Source organism: Kitasatospora sp. HPM-01-4 (assembly GCF_051374625.1).
Classification (GTDB): Bacteria; Actinomycetota; Actinomycetes; order Streptomycetales; family Streptomycetaceae; genus Kitasatospora.
The window spans coordinates 4,154,537-4,177,759 of the sequence record NZ_JBPQGP010000005.1 but is presented as its reverse complement, the minus strand read 5'-3'; the positions used below and the strand labels follow the sequence as shown (position 1 = coordinate 4,177,759).

Genomic DNA, 23,223 nt, shown 5'->3' with positions numbered 1-23,223 from the left:
TCACTTCGACAGACGGGACCAGTCGCCGGGCTGCCCGGGGTCCAGCTGGCGCAGCTTGTCGAGCACCTTGGGGTCCTGGGCGTCCAGCCAGTCGGCGACCTGGCGGAAGGAGACGCAGCGGACGCCGTCCCGCTTGCAGACGTTCTTCATCACGTCCTCGATGGCCTGCATGTAGATGCCGCCGTTCCAGGTCTCGAAGTGGTTCCCGACGAACAGCGGCGCCCGGCTGCCGTTGTAGACCCGTTCGAAGCCGGCGAGGTAGCTGTCGCGGGCCTCCTTCTCCCAGGCGGCGTACTTCTTCGGGTCGCCGTTGGTGCTGTCCCCGGACTGGCTGGCGAGGAAGTTGAAGTCCATCGAGAGGCCCTGGGTCGACTTGCCCGGGTAGGGCAGCATCTGGAGCGGGAAGTTCCAGATCCCGTCCTTCTTCGAGGGCCAGACCTGGAACTCGCCCGGCGAGCTGGCGTCGTAGCGGAAGCCGACCGCCTTCTCGGCCGGGAGCAGGGTCTTCTGGCCTTCCAGGCAGGGGGCGCGGCCGCCGATCAGCTCCTTGGTGTAGTCGAAGGGCAGCGGCGGGAGGTCGGTGAAGCCGGTGTTGGTCTTCCAGTTGTTCACGAAGGAGATCGCCTGGTCGAGCTCGCTCTTCCACTCCTCCGTGCTCCAGTCGCCGCCGCCCTTGGCGCCGCAGAAGTGGCCGTTGAAGTGGGTGCCGATCTCGTCCCCGTCCTGCCAGGCCAGGCGCAGCTGCTCCAGGGTCTCCTTGACGTGGGCGTCGGTGGGGAAGTCGATGGCGGCCGCGCCGACGTCGTGCTGCGGCGGGTGGTAGAGCGCCCGCTTGGAGTTGGGCACGGTGTAGATGCCGCTCAGGAAGAACGTCATCTGGGCGTTGTTCTCCTCGCCCAGCTCGCGGAAGCGGGAGAACAGGTGGTCGTCGTTCTCCAGCGCGCCGTCCCAGGAGAAGACCACGAACTGCGGCGGCTTCTCGCCCGGTTTCAGCTTCTCGGGCTTGGGCTGCTTGGGCTGCGGACCGGTGTCGGAGGTGGAGCCGTCGCCGAGTATTCGCACCTTGCCGTCCCAGCTCGCCGAGGGGCTCGGACTGCCGGACGGGTCCGCGCTCCGGGCGGGTGCCGGGCTCGGGGACGAGGTGTCGGCGGCGGTCGTTCTGTCGTGGGAGCCGGAGCCTCCCGTAGTGGCCAGGGCGAGGGCCGCGACGACCCCCACCGCGAGCAGGACGGCCGCGCCGCGGGCAGTCCGCACCGTCGCCCCCGTTTCTCCGAATTACGGTTAGATAATGGTCTGAAAATCAGTCATACCGCCCGAATATGAGAACACTTAGGCTCTTATGTGTCGAGGCGGCGGCAGGCGAGCGTACGTTGGTTCCACGCTCCCCCGCCGCCGGTCGGTTCCTACTCGTACGGATCCTTGGGCTCCGGGACCCGGGTCACCTGGGCGGCCGTGAGCAGCGGGATCGTGTCCGGCTCGGCCTCCTTGCCGTCCGGCAGCCAGGTCCCGACCACCTCCACCCAACTGCCCGACGGCGGGACGGGCTCGGCGGCCGCGCCGCGGATCTCCACCTTGGAGGCCAGCGCATCGGCCGCGCAGCAGCTGATGGTCAGCCTGGTCAGGTACCAGCCGCCGCCCTTCCCGGCCGTGACGAAGCCGGTGAGCTTCACCCGGCGGCCCCGCAGCGGCGCGGCGGTGTCCCAGACGGCGCGGACGTCGAACGAACCCAGCGTCATGGTCAGCGGGTCCCCGGCGGGCAGCGGGGGGAAGGTGGGCTGGGTGCCGGCGGGCTTGACCGTCGTGCTCTCCGACCGCTGCGCGGTGTACGAGCCCAGGGCGGGCGGCGCGATCAGCACGATGGCCAGCACTGGGAGGGTGAGCAGCCAGGCGATCCTGGAGCCGCCGTGGTGGCTGTGGCCATGGCCGTGGTCGTGCCCGTGCCCGTGGTCGTGCGGTTCGGGGTGCGTCCGGTCCGGATCGGCGCGCAGGGCCCGTACGGTGGCGACGGCGCTCGCCACGCCGAGCAGCACCAGGACACCGCCGGTGGCGACCAGGTACGGCCCGAGGGCCGCCCGGACGTACCTGAGGTAGCTGTCGCTGAAGAGCGATATCCGCAGCAGTGCCGTACCCAGCAGCACCAGCAGAATCGCCTGCACCTCACGCCTCACAGCAGCCACCACCCGAGCAGTGCCGAGGCCGCGATCGCGACCAGGAAGGTGGCGGCCGAGAACCGCCACGCGAACGCCCGCCCGAAGGTGCCCGCCTGGAGGGCGATCAGCTTGGTGTCCACCATCGGGCCGACCACCATGAAGGCCAGCCGGGCGGTGGGCGGGAAGACGCTCAGGCTGGCGGCGACGAAGGCGTCCGCCTCCGAGCAGACCGCCAGCACCACCGCGAGCAGCGCCAGGACCAGGACGGACACCACGGGCAGGCCCGCCGCGCCCTTCAGCACCTGGCGCGGGACCACTACGTTGAGGGTGGCCGCCGTCATCCCGCCGATCACCAGGAACCCGCCGGCGTGCAGCAGATCGTGCTCCAGGGTCGAGCGGAACACCGCGAACTTCCCCGTGGCCGAAGGCACTTCGCGCCGGGTCCTGGGCCGCAGCCACTCGGGCCGGCCGAACCGCGCCCAGAGCAGGCCCATCACCACGGCGGTCGCCAGCGAGGCCACGAACCGGGCCAGCACCATCTCCGGATGGCCCCGGAAGGCGACCGCGGTCGCGGCGAGCACCACCGGATTGATCGCGGGCGAGGAGAGCAGGAAGGCCAGCGCCGCGGCCGGGGCCACACCGCGGGCGATCAGCCGGTCCGCCACCGGTACGGACGCGCACTCGCAGCCGGGCAGGACCACGCCGGCGACGCCCGCGACCGGTACCGCGAGCAGCGGGCTGCGCGGCAGCGCGCGCTGCAGGAAGGAGGCCGGGACGAAGGCCGCGATGGTGGCGGAGAGCACCGTCCCGAAGAGGAGGAAGGGCAGCGCCTGGACGCAGATGGCGACGAAGACGGTGGTCCAGGTCTGCAGCCAGGGCGGCGCGCTCCAGTCGCCGGCGAGGCGCTGCGCGAGCAGCAGTACCGCCAGTCCGGCGACCACCAGTTCCAGGGAGCCGACGCGGCGTCTGACGCTCGGCGGTGGGGTGGGGCCGCCTTCGGGCGGGTGCTCGGGCGCGATGGTCGGATCGGCAGCCGGGCTGCCCGGGGTAAGCACGCGCCGAAGTGTAGAGGGCGTTTCTTCACGGCAGTTGACCGGGCGGGGGAGCGGCGCCGGCGGGCCGCGCCGCCCGCCGGTGCGGGCGGTGAAGCGGATGACGGCGTGTCCGATCGGATCGGTTCACCGGGGCCGGGAGCCGCCGCGCAGGTTGCGCACGGAGGGGATGGCCAGGCAGCCGACGGCCGTCACCACCTGCCACCCGGCGCCGAAGCCGAGGACCGCCGAGGCGCCGACGCGGGCGGCGACCGGGCCTGCGAGGGCCAGTCCGACCGGGCCGAGGCCGAAGGCGCCCAGGGTCTCGATGGAGCTGATCCGGGCCCGTACCCCGGGCGGTACGTTCTGCTGGGTCGTGGTGGTGAAGAGGGTGCTGACCACGGAGGAGAAGCAGCCCGCGAGCAGCGCGGCGAAGGCGGTCACGGTGAGTGGCAGCCGGGCGGCGAGGGCGGCGGAGGGCAGCGCCCACCCGATACCGAAGAGCATGGCCACCGCCAGCGGCCGGCGCGGCCGGCGGCCGAGCATGGCCAGCCCGCCGAGGACCGCCCCGGCGCCGTAGCAGGCCATGATCAGACCCCAGGCCCGGGCGCCGCCGAGGCGCTGCTGCGCGGTGAGCGGACCGAGGATCAGGAAGGGCGCCCAGACCAGCAGGTTGAACAGGCTCATCTGCACCGTGGAGGTCCAGAGCCAGGTCCGCGAACGGAACTCCGCCCAGCCCTGCCCGAGGTCGGCCAGGACGGACTCCCGCCGCTCGCCGGGCGCCACCGCCCTGCGCATCGGGAGGGAGAGCCTGGCCAGGGCCAGCGCGCCGACCCCGTAGGTGACCGCGTCGACGATCAGGACCGAGGCGGGTCCCTGGACGGCCGTGAGGAGCCCGGCGGCGGCCGGACCGGCGACCTTGCTCACCGAACCGGCCAGCCCCAGCAGGGTGTTGGCATCGGCGAGACCGCGCTCCCGCCTGACCAGCTCCGGGACCAGCGCGCCCAGCCCGGGAAGGAAGAAGCCCTCCCCGACGCCCCAGACCCCGACCAGCGCCACCATGGCCCACACCGGCGGATGCCCGGCCATCAGCACGGCGGCGAACACCGCCTGGGTGCCCAGCCGGAGCAGATCCGCCGCCAGCATCACCCGCTTGCTGCCCAGCCGGTCGGCGATGACCCCGCCCGCCAGCAGCACCAGCACGATCGGCAGGATCCTGGCCGCCATCACCCAGCCCAGTTCCGAGCCGCCGCCCCCGCTGTCGAGCACGGCGAACGCCACCGCGACGGGAGCCATCGAAGAGCCGAACAGCGAGATCGTGTAGCCGGCGAAGAACCAGCGGAAGTCGTGTTCGGACAGCACTGAGAGACGGTCCCGGAACGTCGGTTTCGACTCCGGCACCGGCTTGGTTTCCGTTGCCATGGGCGGCAAGTCTGCCGCCGGGGAAGTCGGCTCCACAAGCATTTCGACGAAAAAGTTGAGTGCTGGCGGAGCAATTCTGGGAGAGTGGCTCACTGCCGCAGTAAATGGTGTGCCACAGCGCTTCTGACCAGTGATCAGAGCGCGATCGACCGGATTTCCGCGGTGTATGTCAGTCGGTTATTTACTGCGGTAAAAGGGGGAACGGATGCAACCTGTCGAGTACGCGGTCGCCGTCGAGCGGTACCTCGCCACAGCCGGGCTGGGCGCGGGCTCCCACCGGGTCTACCGGATCGCCCTGGCGAGCTGGGCCTGGCTGCTGGTGGAGCGTCCGGTCCCGGTCGGCCGCGCGCGGCGCGGCGCGCGGCCGCCGGTCGTCCCGCTGGCCGTGCTGGAGGGCCCGCGGGCCGCCGAGCGGCTGGCCGCCGCGCTCGCCCGGCGGGCCGCCGACACCGACCCGCGGACCCTGAACCGCGAACTGTCCATCCTGCGCGGTGCGGTGGCGTGGTGGTGCGCCCAGGGGTGGATCCGCACCGACCCGTCGGCCGGGCTGCGCCCGCGGGATCCGGCCGAGGAGGCCGTGGCGAGCCCGCAGCCGCTCGGACCCGAGCAGCTGCGGGCCCTGTTCGCGCTCCGCCTCCCGCTGCGCGAACAGGTCACCTGGCACCTGCTGCACGAGACCGGTGGCACCGTCGGGGACGTCCTCTCCCTCGACGTGGACGACCTCGACCTGCCCCGTCGCCGCACCCGGCACCGCCCCGGCCGGCCGGTGCTGCACTGGGGGGCCGGCACCGCCCGGCTGCTGCCGCTGCTGCTCGTCGGCCGTACCGGCGGCCCGCTGCTGCTCACCGACCGCCGGACGGCCACTGGCACACCCGCCGCCGACCGCTGCCCGCAGAGCGGTCGCGGCCGGCTCTCCTACCGCCGCGCCGCCGAGCTGTTCACCGCCGCCACCCGCCCGCTCGACCCCGGGGGCCGGGGCTGGACCCTGCGCAGGCTCCGCCCGGCCCCGGGGCCGGGCGCCCGCGGCGGCCGGGGCGCGGGGTGACCGCGCGCCGCGTGCGGGGTGCCCGTGTGGCGTACGCGGCGGAGGGACGGCCGGCCGCGACTACCGAGGCGGTGTCGGCGGGTGCGCCACCCCGACGCGGTCGAGCAGGTGGTGCATGGCGCTGACGGGTACGGCGGGGTTCCCGGCGGCGGCGCGGGCGGTCTCCGGGTCGTGCAGCAGGGTGGTCAGCACACGGGCCGGGAGCCGGGCGTCACCGGCGGCGGCGTCGCGGATCCACTCCTGCGGGTCGTCGAGCAGCCGCACCACCGAGGCGGGGGAGAGCCTGCTGTCCCGAAGCGCCCGGTAGCGGATCTCGGGATCCCCGTCCAGGCTGCGGAGTTCGACCGCGGCCGTGGTCGACTCCGGCTCGGGACCGGCTGGTTCGGGCGCCCCGGGACGCGGGTGGGGCGGCAGGGCGGCCGACTCCCGGACCCGGGAGTCGGGATCGGCGGCCAGCGCGGCCAGCAGGTGCAGGGGCAGTTCGGGGTGGCGGGCGATCCGGGCCCGGACGCGCGGATCCGCGTCCGTCGCCAGAGCCGCGTAACCGTCCTCGGTGAGCGGCTGGCCCATGGCGGCGGTCAGCAGGGTGAGGACCGGCCGGTCCGCACCCTCGGCGTCGGCCAGCAGCCGCGTCCGCTCCGGGGCGCCGAGGTGCCGGCTCTCGACCAGCCGCCGCCGTACCGTCCACTCCGGGTGCGCCAGCCACGCGGTGACCACCTCCGGCGGCAGTTCCCGGTCGAGCAGGGCGGACCACGACCGCTCCGCCGGGTCCTCCGTCAGCAGCCGCAGCAGGACCGAGGCGGGTGCCGCCGGGTTGCCGGCGAGGCCCTCCAGCCAGGCGGGGCGAAGACGGGCGGGCGCGCTCCGCGAGTGCCGGAAGGACCGCCAGCGGGCAGCCCGTTCCGCCGCGCTCTCGACCGCCTCCACCCGGGCCCCGGCCGCCGGCCGTGCCCGCCGCGGCGGCATCGCCGGTTCACCGCTCACAGCCGCCAGTTCACCGCTCCCAGCCGTCATGCGGCCATCCTGCACCACGCCGGGTGCGGCGTGGGTCTCGATTCGGCACCGGCTACACGGTCTTGACGCGCGGACGGTCGGGATGCCACCGCCGTGCGACGCCGATCAGCCGTTCCTTATCGCGGAGCCCGGGGAACCGCGGGCGTCCGCGGCCCAGGGCCGCCGAGGCGGTCGCGGCCCTGGGCCGGCGGAGCCGGGTGCTACCTCGCCGGGAGGGCCGTCGGGCAGAGCCGCTGCGGCGAGCCCCCCTTGAGCCGGGCGTCGACGCAGCCGGGCGGGAGGGAGCCGTACGACTTGGTGCCGAAGTTGGCGGTGACCTGGAGCACCGAGTCGCCGAAGGTGGTCTGCTGGACCTGGTGGTCGGAGGTGAGCCAGCGGAAGCCGGTCATCGGCTGGGTGCCGGCGGCCTGGTGCAGGGGCGCGAAGTAGCGCTGCAGGTCGGCCAGTCCCTTGCCCTGGGCGGTGATCGCCGGGCCGTCCAGGACCAGGTTCAACGGGGTGTTGTAGAGCATCGCGAGCAGCGCCCGGTCGGTCTCCAGGGCGGGGAACTTGGTGTACGACAGTTCCCAGCGGTCGAGGTTGATCTGCGAGTCGTGCAGCGCGGTCTCGTACAGCGGGATGCGGTACGCCGGGTCGAACATCGCCTTGGTGAGGTCGGACGGCAGGGTGACCGGCTTGAAGAACGTGCCCGGGGCGCCGGCGGGTGCGTAGCCGCCCCAGGTGGCCTTGTCCCGCTCCAGCGGCCAGATCCCGTCGGCCACCGGGGTGGACGAGCCGTGGCTGAAGGCGATGACCGGGCTCGCCCAGCTGCCCGCGCTCTCCGAGCCGAGCACCAGCTTGTCGGGACCGGACAGCCGGCCCATCCGGGCGAGCCGGTTGGCCTGGTCCTGCGACTGGTTCATCGGGTGGGCGGGACTGTAGTCGTCGAACAGCTCGCCGGCCGCGTCGACGTCGAGGAAGTAGCTGTCCGCCCCGTTCGCGGTCATCCGCGCGGTGCGATCGGCCAGGTACTGCCGGCCCTCCGCGCTCTGCTCGAAGGCCTGCGAGCTGAGGTAGCAGCCGCGGTCGTGGAAGCCCGCCTTCACCTGGCCGTTCTGCTCGTGGATGCAGAAGTCCGGATAGACCGGGGACGGCCAGGAGGAGGTCGGCGCGTCGGAGGTCGCCGGGTCCTGCCCGTTGGCGAACGAGTCGTAGGGGCCGACCAGGTAGCCGGCGCGCTTCGCGGCCGCGACCGCCTGCGCGTCCATCGGCTGGTCGTCGGCGTCGTAGCCGAGCCAGAGCCGGCTCAGTCCGAGCGCCCGCAACTGTGCGACGCCCTGGGCGGTCCTGGCGGTGCCCCAGGTGTAGGCGTGGAAGGCGCCGAGGAGCTTGCCGACCTCCGGATTGGCGGCGATCTTGCTCTTGAGGGTGACCAGCCGGCCGTGGTCGGTGAGCCAGCGCCGGTAGTCCAGTGCGGGCGCGACCGGGGAGGGATCGGTGAGGGCGAAGGTGACGGTGTAGTCCGTGGTGCCCGCGTGCCGGGAGAAGGTGTGCGTGCCGGTTCCGTGCAGCCGCCCGCCGTCGGAGGCGAAGCCGAGCGAGGTGCCCTCCGGCTCCGGGACCAGGTAGCTGACGCCGTGGCCGCCCAGGGTGTAGCCCCACAGCGGCATGGTGAGGTCGGCGGTGAGGTCGTAGGCGTGCCCGGCCAGGCCGGTGGAGTCCGAGTTCCAGAACGGGTCCGCGACCGGGACCCCGAGCCCCTCGCCGCGCGGCAGTTGCACCTGCGAGGCGGCCTGGTCGGTACCGGTGACCGGCCAGGACAGCGTGGAGCCGTCCGATGCGCCGTGGACGGTGATCCGCAGCCGGCCCCGCTCGGCCCCCGCGGTGACGGTGAGACCGCGCTCGGGCAGCGTCCAACTCGCCGAATCGCGGCCGACCTTGACGGGCCCGGGCCGGCCCAGTGACTGTGCGACGGGCGCGGACAGGGTCAGCTCGCCGCCGTCGTCGGCGCGCATGCTCACGGCCAGCGAATCGGCCCGCACCTCGGCCGTGCCGCCGCTGACGGGTATCTCGACCTGCCCGGCGTGCAGCCGGATCCCGGTCCGGGCGCCCGCCCCGGACGAGGGCGGCCCGCCCGCGCCGCACAGTGCGACGGTGCCGGTCACGACGAGCGCTGCGGCCAGCGCGGCGCGGCGGCGCCGGAGGCGGGCCTGCTGACGGGGTGTCATGAATTCCATCCGTGGATCGTGGCGCCCCGGGTTAAGAGTCCTCCTTATGAAAGTCCTCCCCCGTGGCCGCGCCGGCCGCCCCGGGGGCCCGTGGCCGTGAAGAGCCCGGCCGCCCGCGAGGCCCGGAGCTTCGGCCGTCCGTCACCGACCGGCCCCGGTAGCCCTCGGGGCGTACGCCTGCGGGGCGACGCCGCGGACAAGATCGCGTGGCTAGCATCGGCCTGTGGATGAAGCCATACCGCGTCCCCCGCTGCCGGGACGGATATCGAAGGCCGCCCGACCGGTGCTCAGTTGGGGCGCGGCCGCGCTGCTCGCGCTGCTGTGCTGGCGCGGCCGGCCGGCCGACCCGCCGCCGGACGTCGCCTACCCGGCCTCCTGGCTGCACCTGAGCGTCTGGGCCTGGGCGGGAGTCTCCGTCGTGCTGGCCGCGCCCCTGGGTCTGGCCCACCGCCGGCCGCTGCCGGTCCTCGCCCTGGTGCTGGCCGAATCGCTGGCGGCCACGGTACTCGGCCCATGGCCGTGGCTGTTCCTGCTGATGACGGCGGACGCCCTGGTCTGCTACGTCGCCGCCACCCTTCCCAGGCCCGCGGCGGGTACGGCCCGCCGGTCCCGCGCGGACCTCGCCGCGGCGGCCGGCACGCTGGCCGCCGAGCTCGGCAGCTGGCTGATCATGAACCACGGCTGGGAGCAGAGCCGGATCCTGGTCTTCGCGCTGATGGCCTCGGGGACCGTCATCGCCTGGCTGGCCGGCACCTCGGTCCGGTTGGCGGGCAACCTGGTCCGCCAGCGACGCGACTACACGAAGTCCCTGCACGAGCAGGCGGCGGCCCAGGCGCTGACGGCCGAACGCCTGCGGATAGCACGGGAGTTGCACGACATGGTCGCGCACAGCATCGGCGTCATCGCGATCCAGGCGGGTGCGGCGAGCCTGGTCATCGACACCCAGCCGGCCGGAGCGCGCAAGGCGCTTGAGGCGATCGAGAGCACCAGCCGGGAGACGCTGGCCGGACTGCGGCGGATGCTCGTCTCACTCCGCCAGGCCGGCCAGGACCCGGTGGACGCCGCCCCGGCGGTGGGCCTGGAGGCCGTGGACCGGCTGGCCGAGACGACGGCCGGCGCGGGACTCCGGCTCGATGTGCACTGGCTGGGAACGCGGCGCCCGCTGCCGCCGGAGCTCGACCTGGCCGCCTTCCGGATCATCCAGGAGTCGGTCACCAACGCGGTCCGGCACTCGGGCGGGCGACACTGCCGGGTGTCCGTGGAGTACCTGGACGAGGAGCTGGCCATCGAGATCACCGACGACGGGCACGGCGGGGCGCGCACCGCCCCGGCGGCGGGCACCGGTTACGGGATCGCCGGGATGCGCGAGCGGGTGGGCCTGCTGAACGGCCGGTTCAGCGCCGGATCGAGGCCCGAGGGCGGCTTCCGGGTGGCGGCGAGGCTGCCGCTGTGACGATCCGCGTGGTACTCGCCGACGACCAGCCGCTGGTGCGCGCCGGACTCACCATGGTCATCGCCGATCTCCCGGACCTGGAGATCGCGGGAGAGGCCGGCACCGGCGCCGAAGCGGTCCGGCTGGTCCGGGAACTCGGCCCCGACGTCGTCGTGATGGACATCCGGATGCCCGAGATGGACGGCATCGAGGCCACCCGGGAGATCACCGCGGCCGCCGGTGCGCCGCGTGTCCTCATCCTCACCACCTTCGACGACGACGACAACGTCTACGCCGCCCTGCGGGCCGGCGCGTCCGGCTTCCTGGTCAAGGACATGGCGCTGCTGGACATCATCGCGGCGGTCCGGGTGGTGGCCGCCGGCGACGCCCTGATCGCACCGAGCGTCACCCGCCGCCTGATCGAGGAGTTCGCCGACCGGCCCGAGACCCCGGCGCGTGGCCCCGCCCGGCCGCTCGACGGCATCACCGAACGGGAACGCGAGGTGCTGACCCTGGTGGGACGCGGCATGTCCAACGCCGAGATCGCCGCCGAGCTCTACATCGGCCCCGCGACCGCCAAGACCCATGTGGCCCGGCTGCTGACCAAGCTGGGCGCCCGGGACCGGATCCAGCTGGTCATCGCCGCCTACGAGGCCGGCCTGGTGACGCCGTACCGGTGAGGCCATACCGGTGACGCCGTACCGGTGAGGCCCGTTCGCGGGAGTCCGGTGCCGCCGCGCCCCGCCGGGGGAGACCGGGCCGGCCGGCGCCGGGCTCAGGGCCGGTCGGTCAGCGCGGCGATTCCGTCCAGGATGCGCTCCAGGCCGAAGTCGAGCGGGTCGTCGCCGTGCGGGACGAAGGCTCCGGCGGCGATGGCGGCGGTCAGCGCCGGGTACCGGTGTCCGTGGCGTTCCAGGATCTCGGCCGTGAGCCCGTTCCACTCCTGCTCGCCGGCCTCGTCCGCGTCGGTGAACTGCTGGGCGAGGTTGCGGATGTGCCCGATGACCAGCAGGAAGGCCTCGTGCTGCTGCGGCGCGGACAGCCCGGCCCGGGACAGTACGGCCAGCGCGGCGTCCAGCCAGGCCAGCTGGTTGGGGCCCATGAGCTGTCGGCGCATCGTGGTGGCCGCCAGGATCCACGGGTGGCGGCGGTAGAGCGCCCAGCACTGCCGTGCCCAGTCGGCGAGTCGGGGGCGCCAGTCGTCCGGGAGGCCGGCGGTCGCGACGGGGGTGCCCAGGGCCGCGTCGACCATCAGGTCGATCAGTTCCGGCTTGCCGGGGAAGTACCGGTACAGCGCCATGGTGGTGACGTCGAGTTCGGCGGCGACCCGCTGCATGGAGACCGCGTTCAGCCCCTCGGCGTCGGCGATCTTGATGGCGCCGGCGACGATGCGCCCGGCGGTCAGCGACGGCTTCGGGCCGCGCCGAGGCTGCTCCTGCTCCCCCCACAGCAGGGCCAGGACCGCCTTCGGATCGCGCTTCTTCTCCCTGCTCCCGGCCATGCGGGCCCTCCTCGACGGTCGGCGGCGGACCGGCTGTTGACGGCCACTCATGAACTGTGTATAACATACACTCAATTGCGTAAGCGATAAACAGTTTATGGGGGTAGCTGTGATCGGCATCGTTCTCATGACCTCTGCGGCCCTGGCCGCGCCCGCGATGGGGCTGCTGGGCTACCGGCGGTTCAAGCAGCTCCGCAACGCCCGGCTGATGCGGATCGACACTCCGAACGGCATCGACGAGCAGGGCTTCGTGCGCATCGGCGGGATCGACCAGTGGATCTCGATCCGCGGCGAGGACCTCGGCAACCCGGTGATGCTGGAGATCCACGGCGGTCCCGGCGCCACCAACTCGGCCTACGGGCCGCGCACCCGCGAGTGGGAGAGGCACTTCACGATCGTCCGCTGGGACATGCGGGGCACCGGCAAGACCCTCGGCCGCGGCGGCGCCGACGGCCAGGGCGAGCTGAGCTTCGACCGGCTGTACCGGGACGCCCTGGAGGTCACCCGGCACGTCCGCGCCCGACTGGGCGTCGACCAGGTCGTCCTGGTCGCCAACTCCTTCGGCAGCGTCTTCGGGCTGCGGCTGGCCCGCCGGCACCCCGAGCTGTACTCGGCCTACGTCGGCACCGACCAGAACATCCTCGGCGTCGGCGAGGACTCCGCCCGCCAGGCGCTCCTGGCCCGGCTGCGCGCCGCCGGCCGGCACAGGGACGTCGCGCTCGTCGAGCGGATGAGCCCCGACCGCACCGCCTGGACCGCCGAGCAGTACGGCGCCTACGCCAAGCTGGTCGTCACCAGCGACCCGCTGACCTACGACACCATGAAGACCGTGGTGGTGCGGTCCCTGTGGTTCTCCCCGCTGCACTCGCTGCGCGACCTGAGGGACGCCTTCAAGGGCATGAGCCTGTCCGAGCGGATCGTCCCCGAGGTCGCCGGGTTCGACGACCGGGCCGACGGCACCCGCTTCGAGCTGCCGTTCTTCATCTTCCAGGGCGAGGGGGACGTGTTCACCACGCCCGAGCTCGCCAAGCGCTTCCTCGACGACGTACAGGCCCCGGTCAAGGACTTCGCGCTGATCCGCGACGCCGGCCACTTCGCGTCGTTCCGCCACCCCGAGCGGTTCCTCGAGCTGATGCTGACCAAGGTCCGGCCGCAGCTCACCGGCCGGCGGCCCGCCGCCGCCCGGTGACGGGAGGCTGGCACCCGCGACGGGGCCCGGTCAGGTCGACCGGGCCCCGTGCGCGCTTTCGGGAGGCCGGGTCACGCGAGCCGGTAGACCTGGTCCTTCAGCTTGGCGAGCCGCTCGTAGTCGGCCGTGAGCTGCTCGTCGCGCTCCGCGGTGAGGTGCGCCCGCAGGATGCTGGTCATCAGGTCGACGGTCGGCGTGATCCGCGCTCCGGGCTTGAGCTTCACGCCGAGGCTGAAGACGCTGTCCAGGCCGGCGATCTCGTCGACGACCGACTGGTCGACGGAGGCCACGACGCCCTCGAGGGCGGTGGGGGCGTCGTAGACGGCCGCGGGCTGCAGCTTGCGGTAGGTGCGGTCGGCGTACCGCTCCAGGAACCGCTCCGGGTGCACGTACGCCTCCGCGGTGAGGCCCGCCTGGTTGTGGCCGAGGCAGCGGTCGTGGAAGTCCGCGTGGAGGTGCCCGTTGAGCCGGGTGCCGATCTCCACGAGGGTGGGGCCGTCCTCCGTCACGATGACCTCGGCGTGCGCGGGGCCCCAGCGCACGTCCAGGGCCTTCAGGACCTCGTCGATGTAGGAGGTGAGCGCCGGGACCAGCTCCCCGTCCGGGTCGACCAGGATGTCCCGGTTGTAGATGTTCCGGCCGGACGGCAGCAGCGTCTTCTCGTACTCCCAGACGCCGCAGGTGTAGTGGCGCCCGTCGCAGCTGACGGTGTCCACGATGTACTCGGTGCCCCTGAGGTAGGACTGCACCAGGATCTCGGTGTTCGAGAGGCCGAAGATGTTCTGCGACGCGAGGATGTTCTCGGCGGCCGCGAGGACCTCGTCGGCGTTCTGGCAGACGCGCACGCCGTCCGAACCCGCCGAGCTCAGCGGCTTGACGACCACCGGGTAGCTGTCGTGCTCCTGGGCCCACGCGGCCACGGCGGCGGGGTCCGTGCTCTTGAACTGCTGGGCGCAGCGCACCCCGGCCCTGCGGAGCGTCTCGATCATCTCGTACTTGTCGCGCCGGGCCCGGGAGAACGCGGAGCCGTTGGACGGGACGCCCAGCAGTTCGCCCAGCCGGTCCGCCATCGGTACGGCACCGTCCTGGCCCGCCACCACGCAGACGGGGGAGTAGGCGCGGAGCCGCTCGACGAGCTCCTGTTCGTCGGAGCCGACCACGTTGGCCAGGTAGTCCGCGAAGTTGGGCGGGGCCATCGAGGTCATCAGGTCCGGTGTGCTCTGCACATGGACGAGGTCGGCGCCGAGCCGCGCGAAGGCGGCGAAGTAGAAGTTCCCGGCGGAGTATCCGTCGACGACGACGGCGACGGGCTTGGGGTCTGCGGAGTGCATGGTCGGCCTTTCAGCTCGGGCTGGGGGCGGGGAGTCAGTGGGTGTGCGCTTCGCCGGACCGGACGGCGGAGGCGGCGGATGCGACAGGGTCGGCGGATGCGGCGGATGCGGCGGATGCGACAGGGTCGGCGGATGCGGCGGGGGCGGCGGGGGTGACTGTGGGGCCGTCGGCGGACGCGCCGGCCTCCGGCTCGAAGCCGGGGATCCTGACCAGGACCCTGAAGCCGATCGTGACGAGGAGGCCGAGGGCGAGGGCGGCGAGCCACAGCGTGGTGTATCCGTACGACTTCGCCAGGGCGATGCCGACGGGGCCGCCGGCCACGAACGCCGCGTTCCAGGCGAAGAAGAACGATCCCTGGTACGTGCTGACCCGGCCGGAGGGGGCCCGCTTGGCGACGAACGCCGCGGAGACGGTCGTCCACAGCACCTCGCCGAGCGTCCAGACCACCGTGCTGACGACGAACATCGGGATGCCGTGCGCCAGTACGTTGAGCCCGAAGCCCACGGCGACGAGGCCGCTGGCCAGCATGACCGGCACTATTTCGGCCATCCCCTCGATGACCCTGGGCACCAGCGGCAGCAGTACTACGGAGAGCACGGCGTTGACGGCGAGCACCATGCCGATCTCCCCGGGGCTCAGCCCCTCCTCGCGCATGCCCAGCGGCAGCGTCGAGTTCACCTGGAGGTAGACGCAGGCCATGAGGAAGGTGAGCGACAGGAAGACCAGCATGACGCGTGAGCGGAAGGGCTCGGCGACGCCCCTCACGGCGCTCCGGAGCACCGACGTGCCGTCGCCGCCGGCCGTCCGCCGGGTGTCGTCGGCGGGAAGCGCGCAGACCAGCAGGGCGTAGACACCGCTGCAGACCGCCCAGACGACGAAGAGCGCGGGCGGGCAGGACGACAGCAGGACACCGGACAGTACCGGGCCCAGGGACATGCCGACGTTGAACCCCACCATGTAGAGGCTGTAGGCCCGCGAGAAGTCCTCCTGCGGCACGATCTTGGCGATCAGGCCCGCACCCGCCGGGCGGTCCACGGCGGACAGGAACCCGGTGAGCAGGGAGAGCAGGCAGAGCAGGTACATGTTGCTCGTCGCCAGGAACGCCAAGGCCGTTGCCGCGGCGGCGGGTTGGGCCGAGATGATGGTGCGCCGGGGGCCGATGGCGTCGGCGACGGCGCCGCCCACCAGTCCGGAGGTGACGACGCCCGCTCCGAAGAGTCCCACGATGAGGGGCGTCGTCTGGGAGTTCACCAGCTTGCCCTGCTCCAGGTAGAGGACCAGGAAAGCGGGGGCCAGCGTGCCGATCCGGTTGCACGCTTGGCCGAACCACAGCAGCCAGAACGCTTTCGGGAGGCGCATTGATCACAGCCTGTTCATGTCGTCGATCCCCGGTTCGGGAATCTCGTTCGGTCGGTCCGCCGCCGGAACCGGCGCCGGTGTACCCGTGCGGCTACACCGGTGCGGGGGCGTCCGGGACGCGCTCGCCCTGGACGGCGGGCGCCGGGCCGGTGGACGGGTCGGCGAGCGTGGAGGCGTCGGCGGGCGCGGCGAGGCGGCTGTGGCGCCGGCCGTACGCCGCGTACAGCACCAGGCCGACGGCGAGCCAGACCACGAAGGTCACCCAGGTCAGCAGCTGGAGGTTGAGCATCAGGTACAGGCAGGCGACGAAGGAGACGCCCGGCAGCAGCGGGACCAGGGGCACCCGGAAGGGGCGCGGCAGGTCGGGCCGGGTGCGGCGCAGGACGACCACGCCCACCGAGACCAGCATGAAGGCGAAGAGGGTGCCGATGTTCACCAGGTCGGCCAGCACGCCGATGTCGACGAAGCCCGAGAGCACCGCCATCACGGCACCGAGCAGCAGCAGGCTGCGGTGCGGGGTGGCGTACCGGGGGTGGACGGCGGCGAAGGAGGGCGGCAGCAGCCGGTCGCGGCTCATCGCGAGCAGCACGCGGCTCTGTCCCCGGATGCTCACCATGCACACGGTCACCAGGCCGACCACCACGCCCACGCTGATCAGGCCCGCGACGACCGGCTGCCCGACGGACTTGAAGGCGTCGGCCACCGGTGCCTCGACGGAGAGGTCCCGGTAGGACTGCATACCGGTGATGACCATGCTGACGGCCACGTACAGCACGGTGACCACCAGCAGGGAGCCGAGCAGTCCGATCGGCAGGTCGCGCTGCGGCCTGCGGGTCTCCTCGGCGGAGGTCGCGACGACGTCGAACCCGATGTACGAGACGAACACCATGGCGGCGGCGGTCACCACGCCGCCGATGCCGAAGGCGGTCGGAACCCCGCCACCGAGCCACTGCAGCAGCGGCTCGCTCATACCCGACGCGGCGTTGCTCGGTGCCGAATGCGGCACGAACGGCGAGTAGTTGGACGCCTTGACGAAGAAGACGCCCACACCGACGACGACGAGCACGACGGCGATCTTGACGGCGACCAGCACCCGGGTGGCGCCCTTGGAGACCGAGCCGCCCACCACCAGCACCCCGACGAGCGCCATGATCAGGAGTGCGGCCGGCAGATTGACCACGGACCCGTGGCCTCCGCTGATCGCGGTCGGCAGGTGGACGCCGACGGTGTCCAGCATCGACTGGAGGTAGCCGGACCACCCCACGGCCACCACGCAGGCGGAGAGGGTGAGTTCGAGCATCATGGCCCAGCCGATGATCCAGGCCATGGTCTCGCCCAGGGTCGTGTAGGCGAAGGTGTAGGCCGAGCCCGCGACCGGGAGCGACGAGGCCAGCTCCGCGTAGCAGAGCGCGGCACAGCCGCAGATGACCGCCGCCAGTACGAAGGAGACGGCCACCGCGGGGCCCGCCATCTGCTTGGCCACCTGGCCGGTGAAGACGAAGATTCCGGTGCCCAGCACCATTCCGACGCCGGTCACGACGAGGTCGAACCAGCCCAGGTCCCGACGCAGTCGTCCGACGCCGCCGGTGCCCTGCAGGTCCTGGAGAGTCTGCTCGACTGTTTTTATTCGCACGGTGATCCGTCCCATTGCGGAGAACCGGCGTCTGGAGATCCGGCTCGGTGGAAGGAGTTCCGGAAAACCGTACTTGCCAATCCCGCCCCGCGCATAGCCGTTCCGGTGCCTGAGGGCCGGTTTTTCAGCGGGTCTACGGGGTGCTTTTAGCCGCGCTTTAGTGGACTTTTCCCGATCATGCATACGGCCCGCCGGAAATCCGGCGGGCCGTATGTGAAAAACTGGGCGGCAGCTTTTTCAGGATGTTCACACCGCAGGGGCGAAGAGCCCGTCCCTGCGTTCTTCGAGCCATTTCTCGCGGTTGAGGATGGCATGGTGCAGCCGGTTGAGCCGGTGGCCAGGGTCCATACCGAGCCGGTCGACCAGGGCCCTGCGCAGACCGTTGTAGGCGGCGAGCGCCTCGGCGGCCCGGCCGTTCCGGTAGAGGGCGGTCATCAAAAGGCCCTGGATCTTTTCGCGTTCGGGGTACCGGAGCGCCAGTCCGCGCAATTCGCTGAGCACCGCGAGTTCCCTGCCGAGCAGGAGGTCGATCTCCAGCTTCCGTTCGCAGGCGGCCATCCGGGCTTCGTCGAGCACCACGCCCAGCTCGCCCAGCGCGGCGACGTCCCTCAGGTCGGCCAGCGCGGGCCCCCGCCACAGGGCGAGCGCCTGCCGCAGGTTCAGGGACTCCTGCTCCAGGCCCGCCCGGTCCTTGGGGTGGGCGGCGCCCTGCTCGCGGGTGAGCCGCCCGAACTCCCGCAGGTCGAGCGCGTTCCGGCCCAGGTGCAGGACGTAGCCGGGGAGGCTGGTGGAGAGGCTGCCCGCGTCGCACCCGGTCTCCGCCAGGTGCTTGCGCAGCTTGGAGATGTAGACCTGGAGCGCGGCGCGGGCGGTGGGCGGCGCCTGGCCGTCCCAGAGGAGGTGCACGAGTTCGTTGACGGAAAGGCACTGGCCGTGCTTGGACACCAGCAGTGCGAGCAGCGCCCGCTGCTTCAGCGGCCGTGGTGTGCAGACGGCCCCGCCGCCGGTCACGACCTCGAAATGGCCAAGTACTCGGAATTCCACGTACGACTCGCCCGGTATTTCGGGCGGGTGGTGTTCGGATGGCATCGGACCCCTCGTTGGCTCTGAAAGCGTCGTCCTTCTGGGACGGATCCAGACGCCATGAACGTACACCGCCGCGGGGTTCCGCTCCACCGCCCGCGGCAGCCCGCCGGGCACTCGGCCGAGGCGCCGCAAAGGAAAGGCGGCCAGCCGGCTCCGGAAGCGCACCACCACTTTGGCAACTTCCCGCCCCGCCCCGGAGCGGGGCGATCCGGCCCGGCCGGCCCACCGGTGCGGCGGCGGATGCTCCAGAGTGAATCCAAAGGGCCGCCAAAGCGCCGCAGAAGGCTGGGATTCGCGCCGATTTCCGGGTCGTGCCAGAGCATTCGGACCTGTTCTACGATCACGTCAACCGATCACCGGCGACCCGTTCTCCGCAGGTTTTCGCCAGGCGGGAAAACGCCGGAATCCCATGGAAAAGGACCTCACATGCTTGCTACTGCCGACCCCGTCATTTCGCCCTTCGGCGAGCTGGCGAACCCCCGTGTCATCGAGGCCGACCGCATCACCCGCGAGGACCTGCTCGACCTGGCCCACGGCGAGGCCATCGCCATCGTGGTCCGCGACTACTGCCCGCAGGACCTCTGCCAGCGGGCCACCGAGCAGCTGATGCACGACCGCCTCTACGGCGAGTACGCGAACGTCCCGGGCGTCCACAAGTGGGGCCTGAACACCTACGAGGGCCTGTCGAGCGAGGAGCGCGAGAAGCGCTACTTCTCCGAGGCGGTGCAGGCCGTGCAGTCGCTGCGCGACGCCTGGTCCCCCTACCTGTCGCCGATCGACCGCCTGCGCCTGGAGCTCCAGGAGGGCTGGCCGGGCGGCGCCAACATGGAGCACCTGGACGGCAACCCGCTCTTCGTCGGCCAGGCCCGGGTCTTCCAGGAGGGCAACGGGGCCATCCCGCACCAGGACTTCCTCTCCTGGGAGCTCGAGGACCTGCGCCGCGCCGCCCGGGTCGACGGCAAGCCCGAGCTGCTGACCCAGATGACCGCCAACCTCTACCTCCAGACGGCGGAGGAGGGCGGCGAGCTGGAGCTGTGGTCCCGCGGCTACGAGCACGCGGAGTACGACGCGCTGCGCATCACCGCCGACAGCTACGGCCTCAACCGCGAGCTCATCCCCGAGCCCACCGTGGCGCTCAAGCCGACCGCCGGCATGCTCATCCTCTCCCACGCGTCCCGCATCCACGCGGTCCGGCCGTCCAAGGGCCGCGACCGTGCCGCGGTGAGCTTCTTCATCGGTGTGCGCGGCACCGAGCAGCCCCTGACCTACTGGAGCTGATCCGCCCGAAGCGCAGGGGGGCGGTCGTGTCGGACCGCCCCCTGCCGCTCGGGGCCCCGCCTATGAGGCGACGACGGTGGCGGTGAACACCTCGTGGCCGTGCTGCGAGGCGGTGACGCGGACGGCGGTGCCGTCCGGCCCGGTACCCAGCACCTCGGACTCGATCCAGCAGGGTGCGTCGAACTCGACGTACCGGTGGAAGGCGCTCTCCATGCCCGTGATCAGCGCCCGGTGCGGGTGGAGGATCTCGTGGGCGGCCTGGCGGGCGGCCTCCAGCAGGAGCATGCCCGGCGCGTGGTCGACGGGGTGGTCGAAGAGCACCGGGTGGTTGAGGTCGATGCGCAGCTGGAAGCGGTGAACGGTGTCGCTGGGGGAGAGGACCACGTCCGCGAAACCGGTGCGGCCGACCCGCCGCGCCGATGCCGGGGGCGCCAGCGGGACGCACCGGGCGATCGCCTGCTCCAGGTCGGCGTAGCGGCCGCGCAGGCGGGTGTAGAGGTTCGGCGCCTGGCTGGTGAAGCGGGTGCTCGCGGTGCCCAGGGGCATACCGTCGCGGGTGAGCTCGATGTCCATGCGCAGGGCGGCGAGGCGCCCCGCGCGACGCGTCACCTCGCTGCACCGGACGTGCAGTTCGATCTCGGCCGGGACCATGGCGCAGGACATGGCACCGGGGTCGATGGTCCAGTCGAGGTGGTCCCAGATCTGGCGGTGCCCGAACGGGACGTCGTAGCCGAGGTGGCTGAGCAGGGGGACGGCCTGGCGGACGGTCTCGGCCAGGAGCATCGGGTCGTGCCGGCCGTCGAACGCCCCGTAGTAGCTGTGGGCGCGCGGCCACTGGGCGGTGATGAGGAAGGAGTCGTCGCCGAGGGCCTGCCAGCCGGTGAGCAGGACTTCGCTCTGGGCCGCCTTGTGCACGTACTGACGCGGGATGGCGGTCGCGGCCTGTGGGTGCTGCGCAGTGAGGACAAGCATGGGTGGTGTGTCTCCCCCGAAAGCGTTGACGCGAGGCCGTCCGTGTGTGGGTGGGGGACGGCCGTGTTCCAGGTCGGAACTGCGGCGTTGTGTCGCGCTGCCGGTAAGATAAAGAACGATCGTTTTTTTGTCGAGAGGTAGCCGGCATGGTGCGCGAACCGGGGGACCAGACCGAACGGACCCTCCAGAAACGGGCATTGAGGACAAGAGAGAACATCCTGCGCGCCGCTGCGGAGGTGTTCGACGAGTACGGCTTCAGCGGGGCCTCCGTAGCGAAGATCACCAAGCGGGCGAAGGTGACACAGGGGGCCGTCTACTTCCACTTCGGCTCGAAGGAGGGCCTCGCCCGGGCGGTGATGATCGGTCAGGGCGACGACCTGGAGATGCCCGGCGGCACCGACGGCCTGCAGCGCCTCATCGACATCACGCTGTACCTGGCCGAGCAGCTCCAGACCAACCCCGTGCTGCGCGGCGGGGTGCGGCTCGCGGTGGAGCAGGGCGAGTTCGGGCTCCGCGACGACCAGGCGTACCAGCAGTGGGTCGAGGTCTTCCGCGAGCAGCTGACCGCCGCGGGCGAGCGCGGTGAGCTGGAGGAGTCCGTCGACGTGGCCGATCTGGCCTGGCTGCTGGTGAGCTGCTTCTCGGGTACCCAGCTCTTCTCGCAGATCTCGACGGACCGCGCCGACCTGCCGCAGCGGATCGTCCTGCTGTGGCGCTACCTGCTGCCCGGCGTCGCCACCGCCGGCGTCCGGGGTTCGCTGCGCGTCGGTGCGAGGGCCGGTACGGACGGGAAGCGGGGCGGGCGGTGAGGGTCACCCTGCTCGGCGCCACGGGGTTCGTCGGCGCGGCCGTCCTGCGCGAGCTGACCGGGGCGGGGGTCCGGGTCCGGGCGGTGGCCCGCGGCATACCGGAGCAGGCCTCCGGGGCCTCGGTGGAGTGGGTACGGGCCGATCTGGCCGATCCCGCGTCCCTGCACGGGCTGTGCGAGGACAGCGAGGTGCTGCTGCACTTCGCGTCCTACATCGGGCCGGACGAGGAGCGCTGCCGGGCCGTCAACGTCCTGGGCACCCGCGCCGCGGTGGCCGAGGCGCGGCGCGCGGGCACGCGCCGGATCGTGCTGCTGTCCACCGCGGCGGTCTACGGCGCGGGCCCCCATCGGGGTGGCACGGCAGGGGAGTTGACGCCGGAACCGGTCTCGGCGGTCAGCCGCAGCCGGCTGGCCGCCGAGGAGCCGGTGCTGGGCGCCGGCGGTGTGGTGCTCAGGCCGGGGCTGATCCTGGGGCCGGGGGACCGCTGGGTGGTTCCAGCGCTGCAGGAAGCGCTGCGGCGCGTCCCGGCCCACTGGGACGCGGGACGCGCCCTGCTCTCCCTCGTCCACGTCTCGGATCTCGCCCGGCTGACCGCCCGGATCGCGACGGCCGAGGGCGCGCTGCCCCCGGGCGTGTACGACGCGAGCCATCCGAGCCCCGTCGCGCTCAGGGACGTGATCGCCGGGCTCGCCCGGTGCGGCCTGGTGGACCGGCCGGAGCGGAGCTGGCCCCTGTCGAGGTGCCTGGAAGCGCTGCGCGGCACTCCGGGGCGGGTGACGGAGCGCCAGTTCAGGCTGTTCGCCGAGGACCACTGGTACCGCAGCGACGCGGTGTGGAGCGCGGCCGGCGCCGACCCGGGGCCGGGGCCCGTCGCCCAACTGCCGGGGCGCGTCTGACGGTTCCCGCCGGGCGCGGATCGTCGGACGCGCCCCGACGGCCGACCGGGCCCGGGGCCGGCTCAGCCCGCCCCGGGCCCCCGCTCACCCATGCCCGGCTGCGTGATGCGCCACAGCCGCTCCAGGTGGGCGGCCCCCGACCCGTCGCCGGTACGGGCCGCGCCCGGGCCATCGGCGTGCATCCCTATGCTGCGGATGAACAGCGCCGCGAGGTCCGCGATGCCGCCGGGTGACGCCGTGGCGGGCACGTCGCCGCTGCGATGGGCCTCCTGAGCTAACCGGCACACGGCGGGCCACCAGGTGTCCCGCCATCGTCCGGCGTCGCCGACGGCGTCGCGTTCGAGCCGTGCCGCGCACCGGACGACGACATCGGCGTCGGCCTCCCGCGCCAGCCCCAGGACGACGGCGGTGAGTTGCCGCAGGGGCGAGCCCTCGGCGGCGGCCGCCCGGTCGACCACGGCGCGGCCGGCCGCGACGGCCTGGTCCACGATGGCGGCCGCCAGGTCGGCCTTGGAGTCGAAGTGGAACGTCAGGGCGCCGACCGAGGTCCCGGCGGCCTTGCTGATCCGGCTCAGCGCCGCGCCCGCGTACCCCTCGCGCGCGAACTCGTCCGCAGCCGTCTCGATGAGCGCCGCGCGGGTGCGCACCGCTCTGTCCTGTCTGCTCATGCTCTCCTTCTCGCACGGCCTGTTCCCGTCGTGTCACGGTGGCCGCTTCCGGGCGGACGGGGTTCCCCCTGGCGCCGTCCCACCCGGCCTGGCCACCGGTGGATCACCGGCCAGCTTGGCATCCGATCGCCCGCTGTTGAAGGGCCACTTGCCACAACCGCATCCCGTTTGCGCCGTGCCGTGCCGCCCGGCCGGAGCC

The 23,223-nt window shown here is 72.5% G+C and carries 20 protein-coding genes; 7 read left to right on the top strand and 13 right to left on the bottom strand.

From position 1 onward, the window contains the following. From ACSMTC_RS18115 to ACSMTC_RS18100, 4 genes are all read right to left on the bottom strand, one after another. Complete coding sequence (locus ACSMTC_RS18115) at positions 1-1,254, bottom strand: polysaccharide deacetylase family protein (protein ID WP_436560737.1); 1,254 nt, start codon at positions 1,252-1,254, stop codon at positions 1-3. 149 nt (positions 1,255-1,403) lie between these two features. Further along, a complete protein-coding gene (locus ACSMTC_RS18110; RefSeq protein WP_436560736.1) occupies positions 1,404-2,168 on the bottom strand; it encodes a TIGR03943 family putative permease subunit in 765 nt (254 codons plus the stop codon). Further along, on the bottom strand, positions 2,165-3,169 hold the full coding sequence (locus ACSMTC_RS18105; protein ID WP_436564727.1) for a permease: 1,005 nt from the start codon (positions 3,167-3,169) through the stop codon (positions 2,165-2,167). The genes ACSMTC_RS18110 and ACSMTC_RS18105 overlap by 4 nt, the downstream gene beginning before the upstream one ends. A 159-nt stretch (positions 3,170-3,328) precedes the next feature. After that, positions 3,329-4,603: an MFS transporter gene (locus tag ACSMTC_RS18100; protein ID WP_436560735.1), complete on the bottom strand. Its 1,275-nt coding sequence runs from the start codon at positions 4,601-4,603 to the stop codon at positions 3,329-3,331. A 205-nt stretch (positions 4,604-4,808) separates the two neighbouring features. On the opposite strand from ACSMTC_RS18100, the gene ACSMTC_RS18095 reads away from it, so the two are divergent. Continuing rightward, on the top strand, positions 4,809-5,648 hold the full coding sequence (locus tag ACSMTC_RS18095; protein WP_436560734.1) for a hypothetical protein: 840 nt from the start codon (positions 4,809-4,811) through the stop codon (positions 5,646-5,648). Between the two features lie 60 nt (positions 5,649-5,708). On the opposite strand, the gene ACSMTC_RS18090 is transcribed toward ACSMTC_RS18095, so the two are convergent. Both ACSMTC_RS18090 and ACSMTC_RS18085 read right to left on the bottom strand, forming a co-directional pair. Then, a complete protein-coding gene (locus ACSMTC_RS18090) occupies positions 5,709-6,662 on the bottom strand; it encodes a hypothetical protein (RefSeq protein WP_436560733.1) in 954 nt (317 codons plus the stop codon). Positions 6,663-6,862: 200 nt separating this feature from the next. Next, the gene (locus tag ACSMTC_RS18085; RefSeq protein WP_436560732.1) at positions 6,863-8,869 is read right to left on the bottom strand and encodes a glycoside hydrolase; all 2,007 of its coding nucleotides are present in this window, start codon (positions 8,867-8,869) and stop codon (positions 6,863-6,865) included. Positions 8,870-9,092: 223 nt separating this feature from the next. Here ACSMTC_RS18085 and ACSMTC_RS18080 point away from each other — a divergent pair, with 223 nt between their 5' ends. Together ACSMTC_RS18080 and ACSMTC_RS18075 are read left to right on the top strand one after the other, a co-directional pair. Beyond that, positions 9,093-10,322 (top strand): sensor histidine kinase, encoded by a 1,230-nt coding sequence (locus ACSMTC_RS18080; RefSeq protein WP_436560731.1) that lies wholly within the window; start codon positions 9,093-9,095, stop codon positions 10,320-10,322. Beyond that, positions 10,319-10,981 carry a response regulator gene (locus ACSMTC_RS18075; protein ID WP_436560730.1) on the top strand — a complete coding sequence of 221 codons (663 nt, stop codon included), beginning with the start codon at positions 10,319-10,321 and terminating at the stop codon, positions 10,979-10,981. The genes ACSMTC_RS18080 and ACSMTC_RS18075 overlap by 4 nt, the downstream gene beginning before the upstream one ends. 95 nt (positions 10,982-11,076) lie before the next feature. Here ACSMTC_RS18075 and ACSMTC_RS18070 read toward each other — a convergent pair whose 3' ends face one another. Continuing rightward, positions 11,077-11,802 carry a TetR/AcrR family transcriptional regulator gene (locus ACSMTC_RS18070; protein ID WP_436560729.1) on the bottom strand — a complete coding sequence of 242 codons (726 nt, stop codon included), beginning with the start codon at positions 11,800-11,802 and terminating at the stop codon, positions 11,077-11,079. 127 nt (positions 11,803-11,929) lie between these two features. On the opposite strand from ACSMTC_RS18070, the gene ACSMTC_RS18065 reads away from it, so the two are divergent. Continuing rightward, positions 11,930-12,991, top strand: coding sequence for an alpha/beta fold hydrolase (locus ACSMTC_RS18065; protein WP_436560728.1), 1,062 nt, complete (start codon positions 11,930-11,932; stop codon positions 12,989-12,991). 71 nt (positions 12,992-13,062) lie between these two features. Here ACSMTC_RS18065 and ACSMTC_RS18060 read toward each other — a convergent pair whose 3' ends face one another. The 4 genes from ACSMTC_RS18060 to ACSMTC_RS18045 all read right to left on the bottom strand — a co-directional run bounded on the left by ACSMTC_RS18060 (position 13,063) and on the right by ACSMTC_RS18045 (position 18,404). Continuing rightward, positions 13,063-14,322, bottom strand: a complete 1,260-nt coding sequence (locus ACSMTC_RS18060; protein ID WP_436560727.1) for an ATP-grasp domain-containing protein — start codon at positions 14,320-14,322, stop codon at positions 13,063-13,065. Between the two features lie 34 nt (positions 14,323-14,356). Then, positions 14,357-15,682 (bottom strand): MFS transporter, encoded by a 1,326-nt coding sequence (locus ACSMTC_RS18055; RefSeq protein ID WP_436560726.1) that lies wholly within the window; start codon positions 15,680-15,682, stop codon positions 14,357-14,359. A gap of 91 nt (positions 15,683-15,773) precedes the next feature. After that, positions 15,774-17,330 carry an amino acid permease gene (locus ACSMTC_RS18050; RefSeq protein WP_436560725.1) on the bottom strand — a complete coding sequence of 519 codons (1,557 nt, stop codon included), beginning with the start codon at positions 17,328-17,330 and terminating at the stop codon, positions 15,774-15,776. 231 nt (positions 17,331-17,561) lie between these two features. Further along, positions 17,562-18,404: an AfsR/SARP family transcriptional regulator gene (locus ACSMTC_RS18045; protein ID WP_436560724.1), complete on the bottom strand. Its 843-nt coding sequence runs from the start codon at positions 18,402-18,404 to the stop codon at positions 17,562-17,564. Between the two features lie 423 nt (positions 18,405-18,827). Here ACSMTC_RS18045 and ACSMTC_RS18040 point away from each other — a divergent pair, with 423 nt between their 5' ends. After that, positions 18,828-19,679 (top strand): 2OG-Fe(II) oxygenase, encoded by an 852-nt coding sequence (locus ACSMTC_RS18040; protein ID WP_436560723.1) that lies wholly within the window; start codon positions 18,828-18,830, stop codon positions 19,677-19,679. Between the two features lie 60 nt (positions 19,680-19,739). Here ACSMTC_RS18040 and ACSMTC_RS18035 read toward each other — a convergent pair whose 3' ends face one another. Continuing rightward, positions 19,740-20,651 (bottom strand): ScbA/BarX family gamma-butyrolactone biosynthesis protein, encoded by a 912-nt coding sequence (locus ACSMTC_RS18035; protein WP_436560722.1) that lies wholly within the window; start codon positions 20,649-20,651, stop codon positions 19,740-19,742. A 197-nt stretch (positions 20,652-20,848) separates the two neighbouring features. Between ACSMTC_RS18035 and ACSMTC_RS18030 the strand changes: the two genes are divergently transcribed. Then, entirely contained in the window at positions 20,849-21,460 is a 612-nt protein-coding gene (locus tag ACSMTC_RS18030; RefSeq protein WP_436560721.1) for a ScbR family autoregulator-binding transcription factor, read from the top strand. Then, positions 21,457-22,356: an NAD-dependent epimerase/dehydratase family protein gene (locus ACSMTC_RS18025; protein ID WP_436560720.1), complete on the top strand. Its 900-nt coding sequence runs from the start codon at positions 21,457-21,459 to the stop codon at positions 22,354-22,356. The genes ACSMTC_RS18030 and ACSMTC_RS18025 overlap by 4 nt, the downstream gene beginning before the upstream one ends. Before the next feature lie 62 nt (positions 22,357-22,418). Here ACSMTC_RS18025 and ACSMTC_RS18020 read toward each other — a convergent pair whose 3' ends face one another. Further along, positions 22,419-23,024 carry a TetR family transcriptional regulator gene (locus ACSMTC_RS18020; RefSeq protein WP_436560719.1) on the bottom strand — a complete coding sequence of 202 codons (606 nt, stop codon included), beginning with the start codon at positions 23,022-23,024 and terminating at the stop codon, positions 22,419-22,421. Between the last annotated feature and the right edge of the window lie 199 nt (positions 23,025-23,223).

Coding starts and splice junctions, on each gene's coding strand:
- ACSMTC_RS18045 (WP_436560724.1), bottom strand. CDS start 18,404: ATGCCATCCGAACACCACCCGCCCGAAATACCGGGCGAGTCGTACGTG.
- ACSMTC_RS18070 (WP_436560729.1), bottom strand. CDS start 11,802: ATGGCCGGGAGCAGGGAGAAGAAGCGCGATCCGAAGGCGGTCCTGGCC.
- ACSMTC_RS18040 (WP_436560723.1), top strand. CDS start 18,828: ATGCTTGCTACTGCCGACCCCGTCATTTCGCCCTTCGGCGAGCTGGCG.
- ACSMTC_RS18020 (WP_436560719.1), bottom strand. CDS start 23,024: ATGAGCAGACAGGACAGAGCGGTGCGCACCCGCGCGGCGCTCATCGAG.
- ACSMTC_RS18065 (WP_436560728.1), top strand. CDS start 11,930: ATGACCTCTGCGGCCCTGGCCGCGCCCGCGATGGGGCTGCTGGGCTAC.
- ACSMTC_RS18050 (WP_436560725.1), bottom strand. CDS start 17,330: ATGGGACGGATCACCGTGCGAATAAAAACAGTCGAGCAGACTCTCCAG.
- ACSMTC_RS18095 (WP_436560734.1), top strand. CDS start 4,809: ATGCAACCTGTCGAGTACGCGGTCGCCGTCGAGCGGTACCTCGCCACA.
- ACSMTC_RS18090 (WP_436560733.1), bottom strand. CDS start 6,662: ATGACGGCTGGGAGCGGTGAACTGGCGGCTGTGAGCGGTGAACCGGCG.
- ACSMTC_RS18085 (WP_436560732.1), bottom strand. CDS start 8,869: ATGACACCCCGTCAGCAGGCCCGCCTCCGGCGCCGCCGCGCCGCGCTG.
- ACSMTC_RS18060 (WP_436560727.1), bottom strand. CDS start 14,322: ATGCACTCCGCAGACCCCAAGCCCGTCGCCGTCGTCGTCGACGGATAC.
- ACSMTC_RS18035 (WP_436560722.1), bottom strand. CDS start 20,651: ATGCTTGTCCTCACTGCGCAGCACCCACAGGCCGCGACCGCCATCCCG.
- ACSMTC_RS18100 (WP_436560735.1), bottom strand. CDS start 4,603: ATGGCAACGGAAACCAAGCCGGTGCCGGAGTCGAAACCGACGTTCCGG.
- ACSMTC_RS18055 (WP_436560726.1), bottom strand. CDS start 15,682: ATGCGCCTCCCGAAAGCGTTCTGGCTGCTGTGGTTCGGCCAAGCGTGC.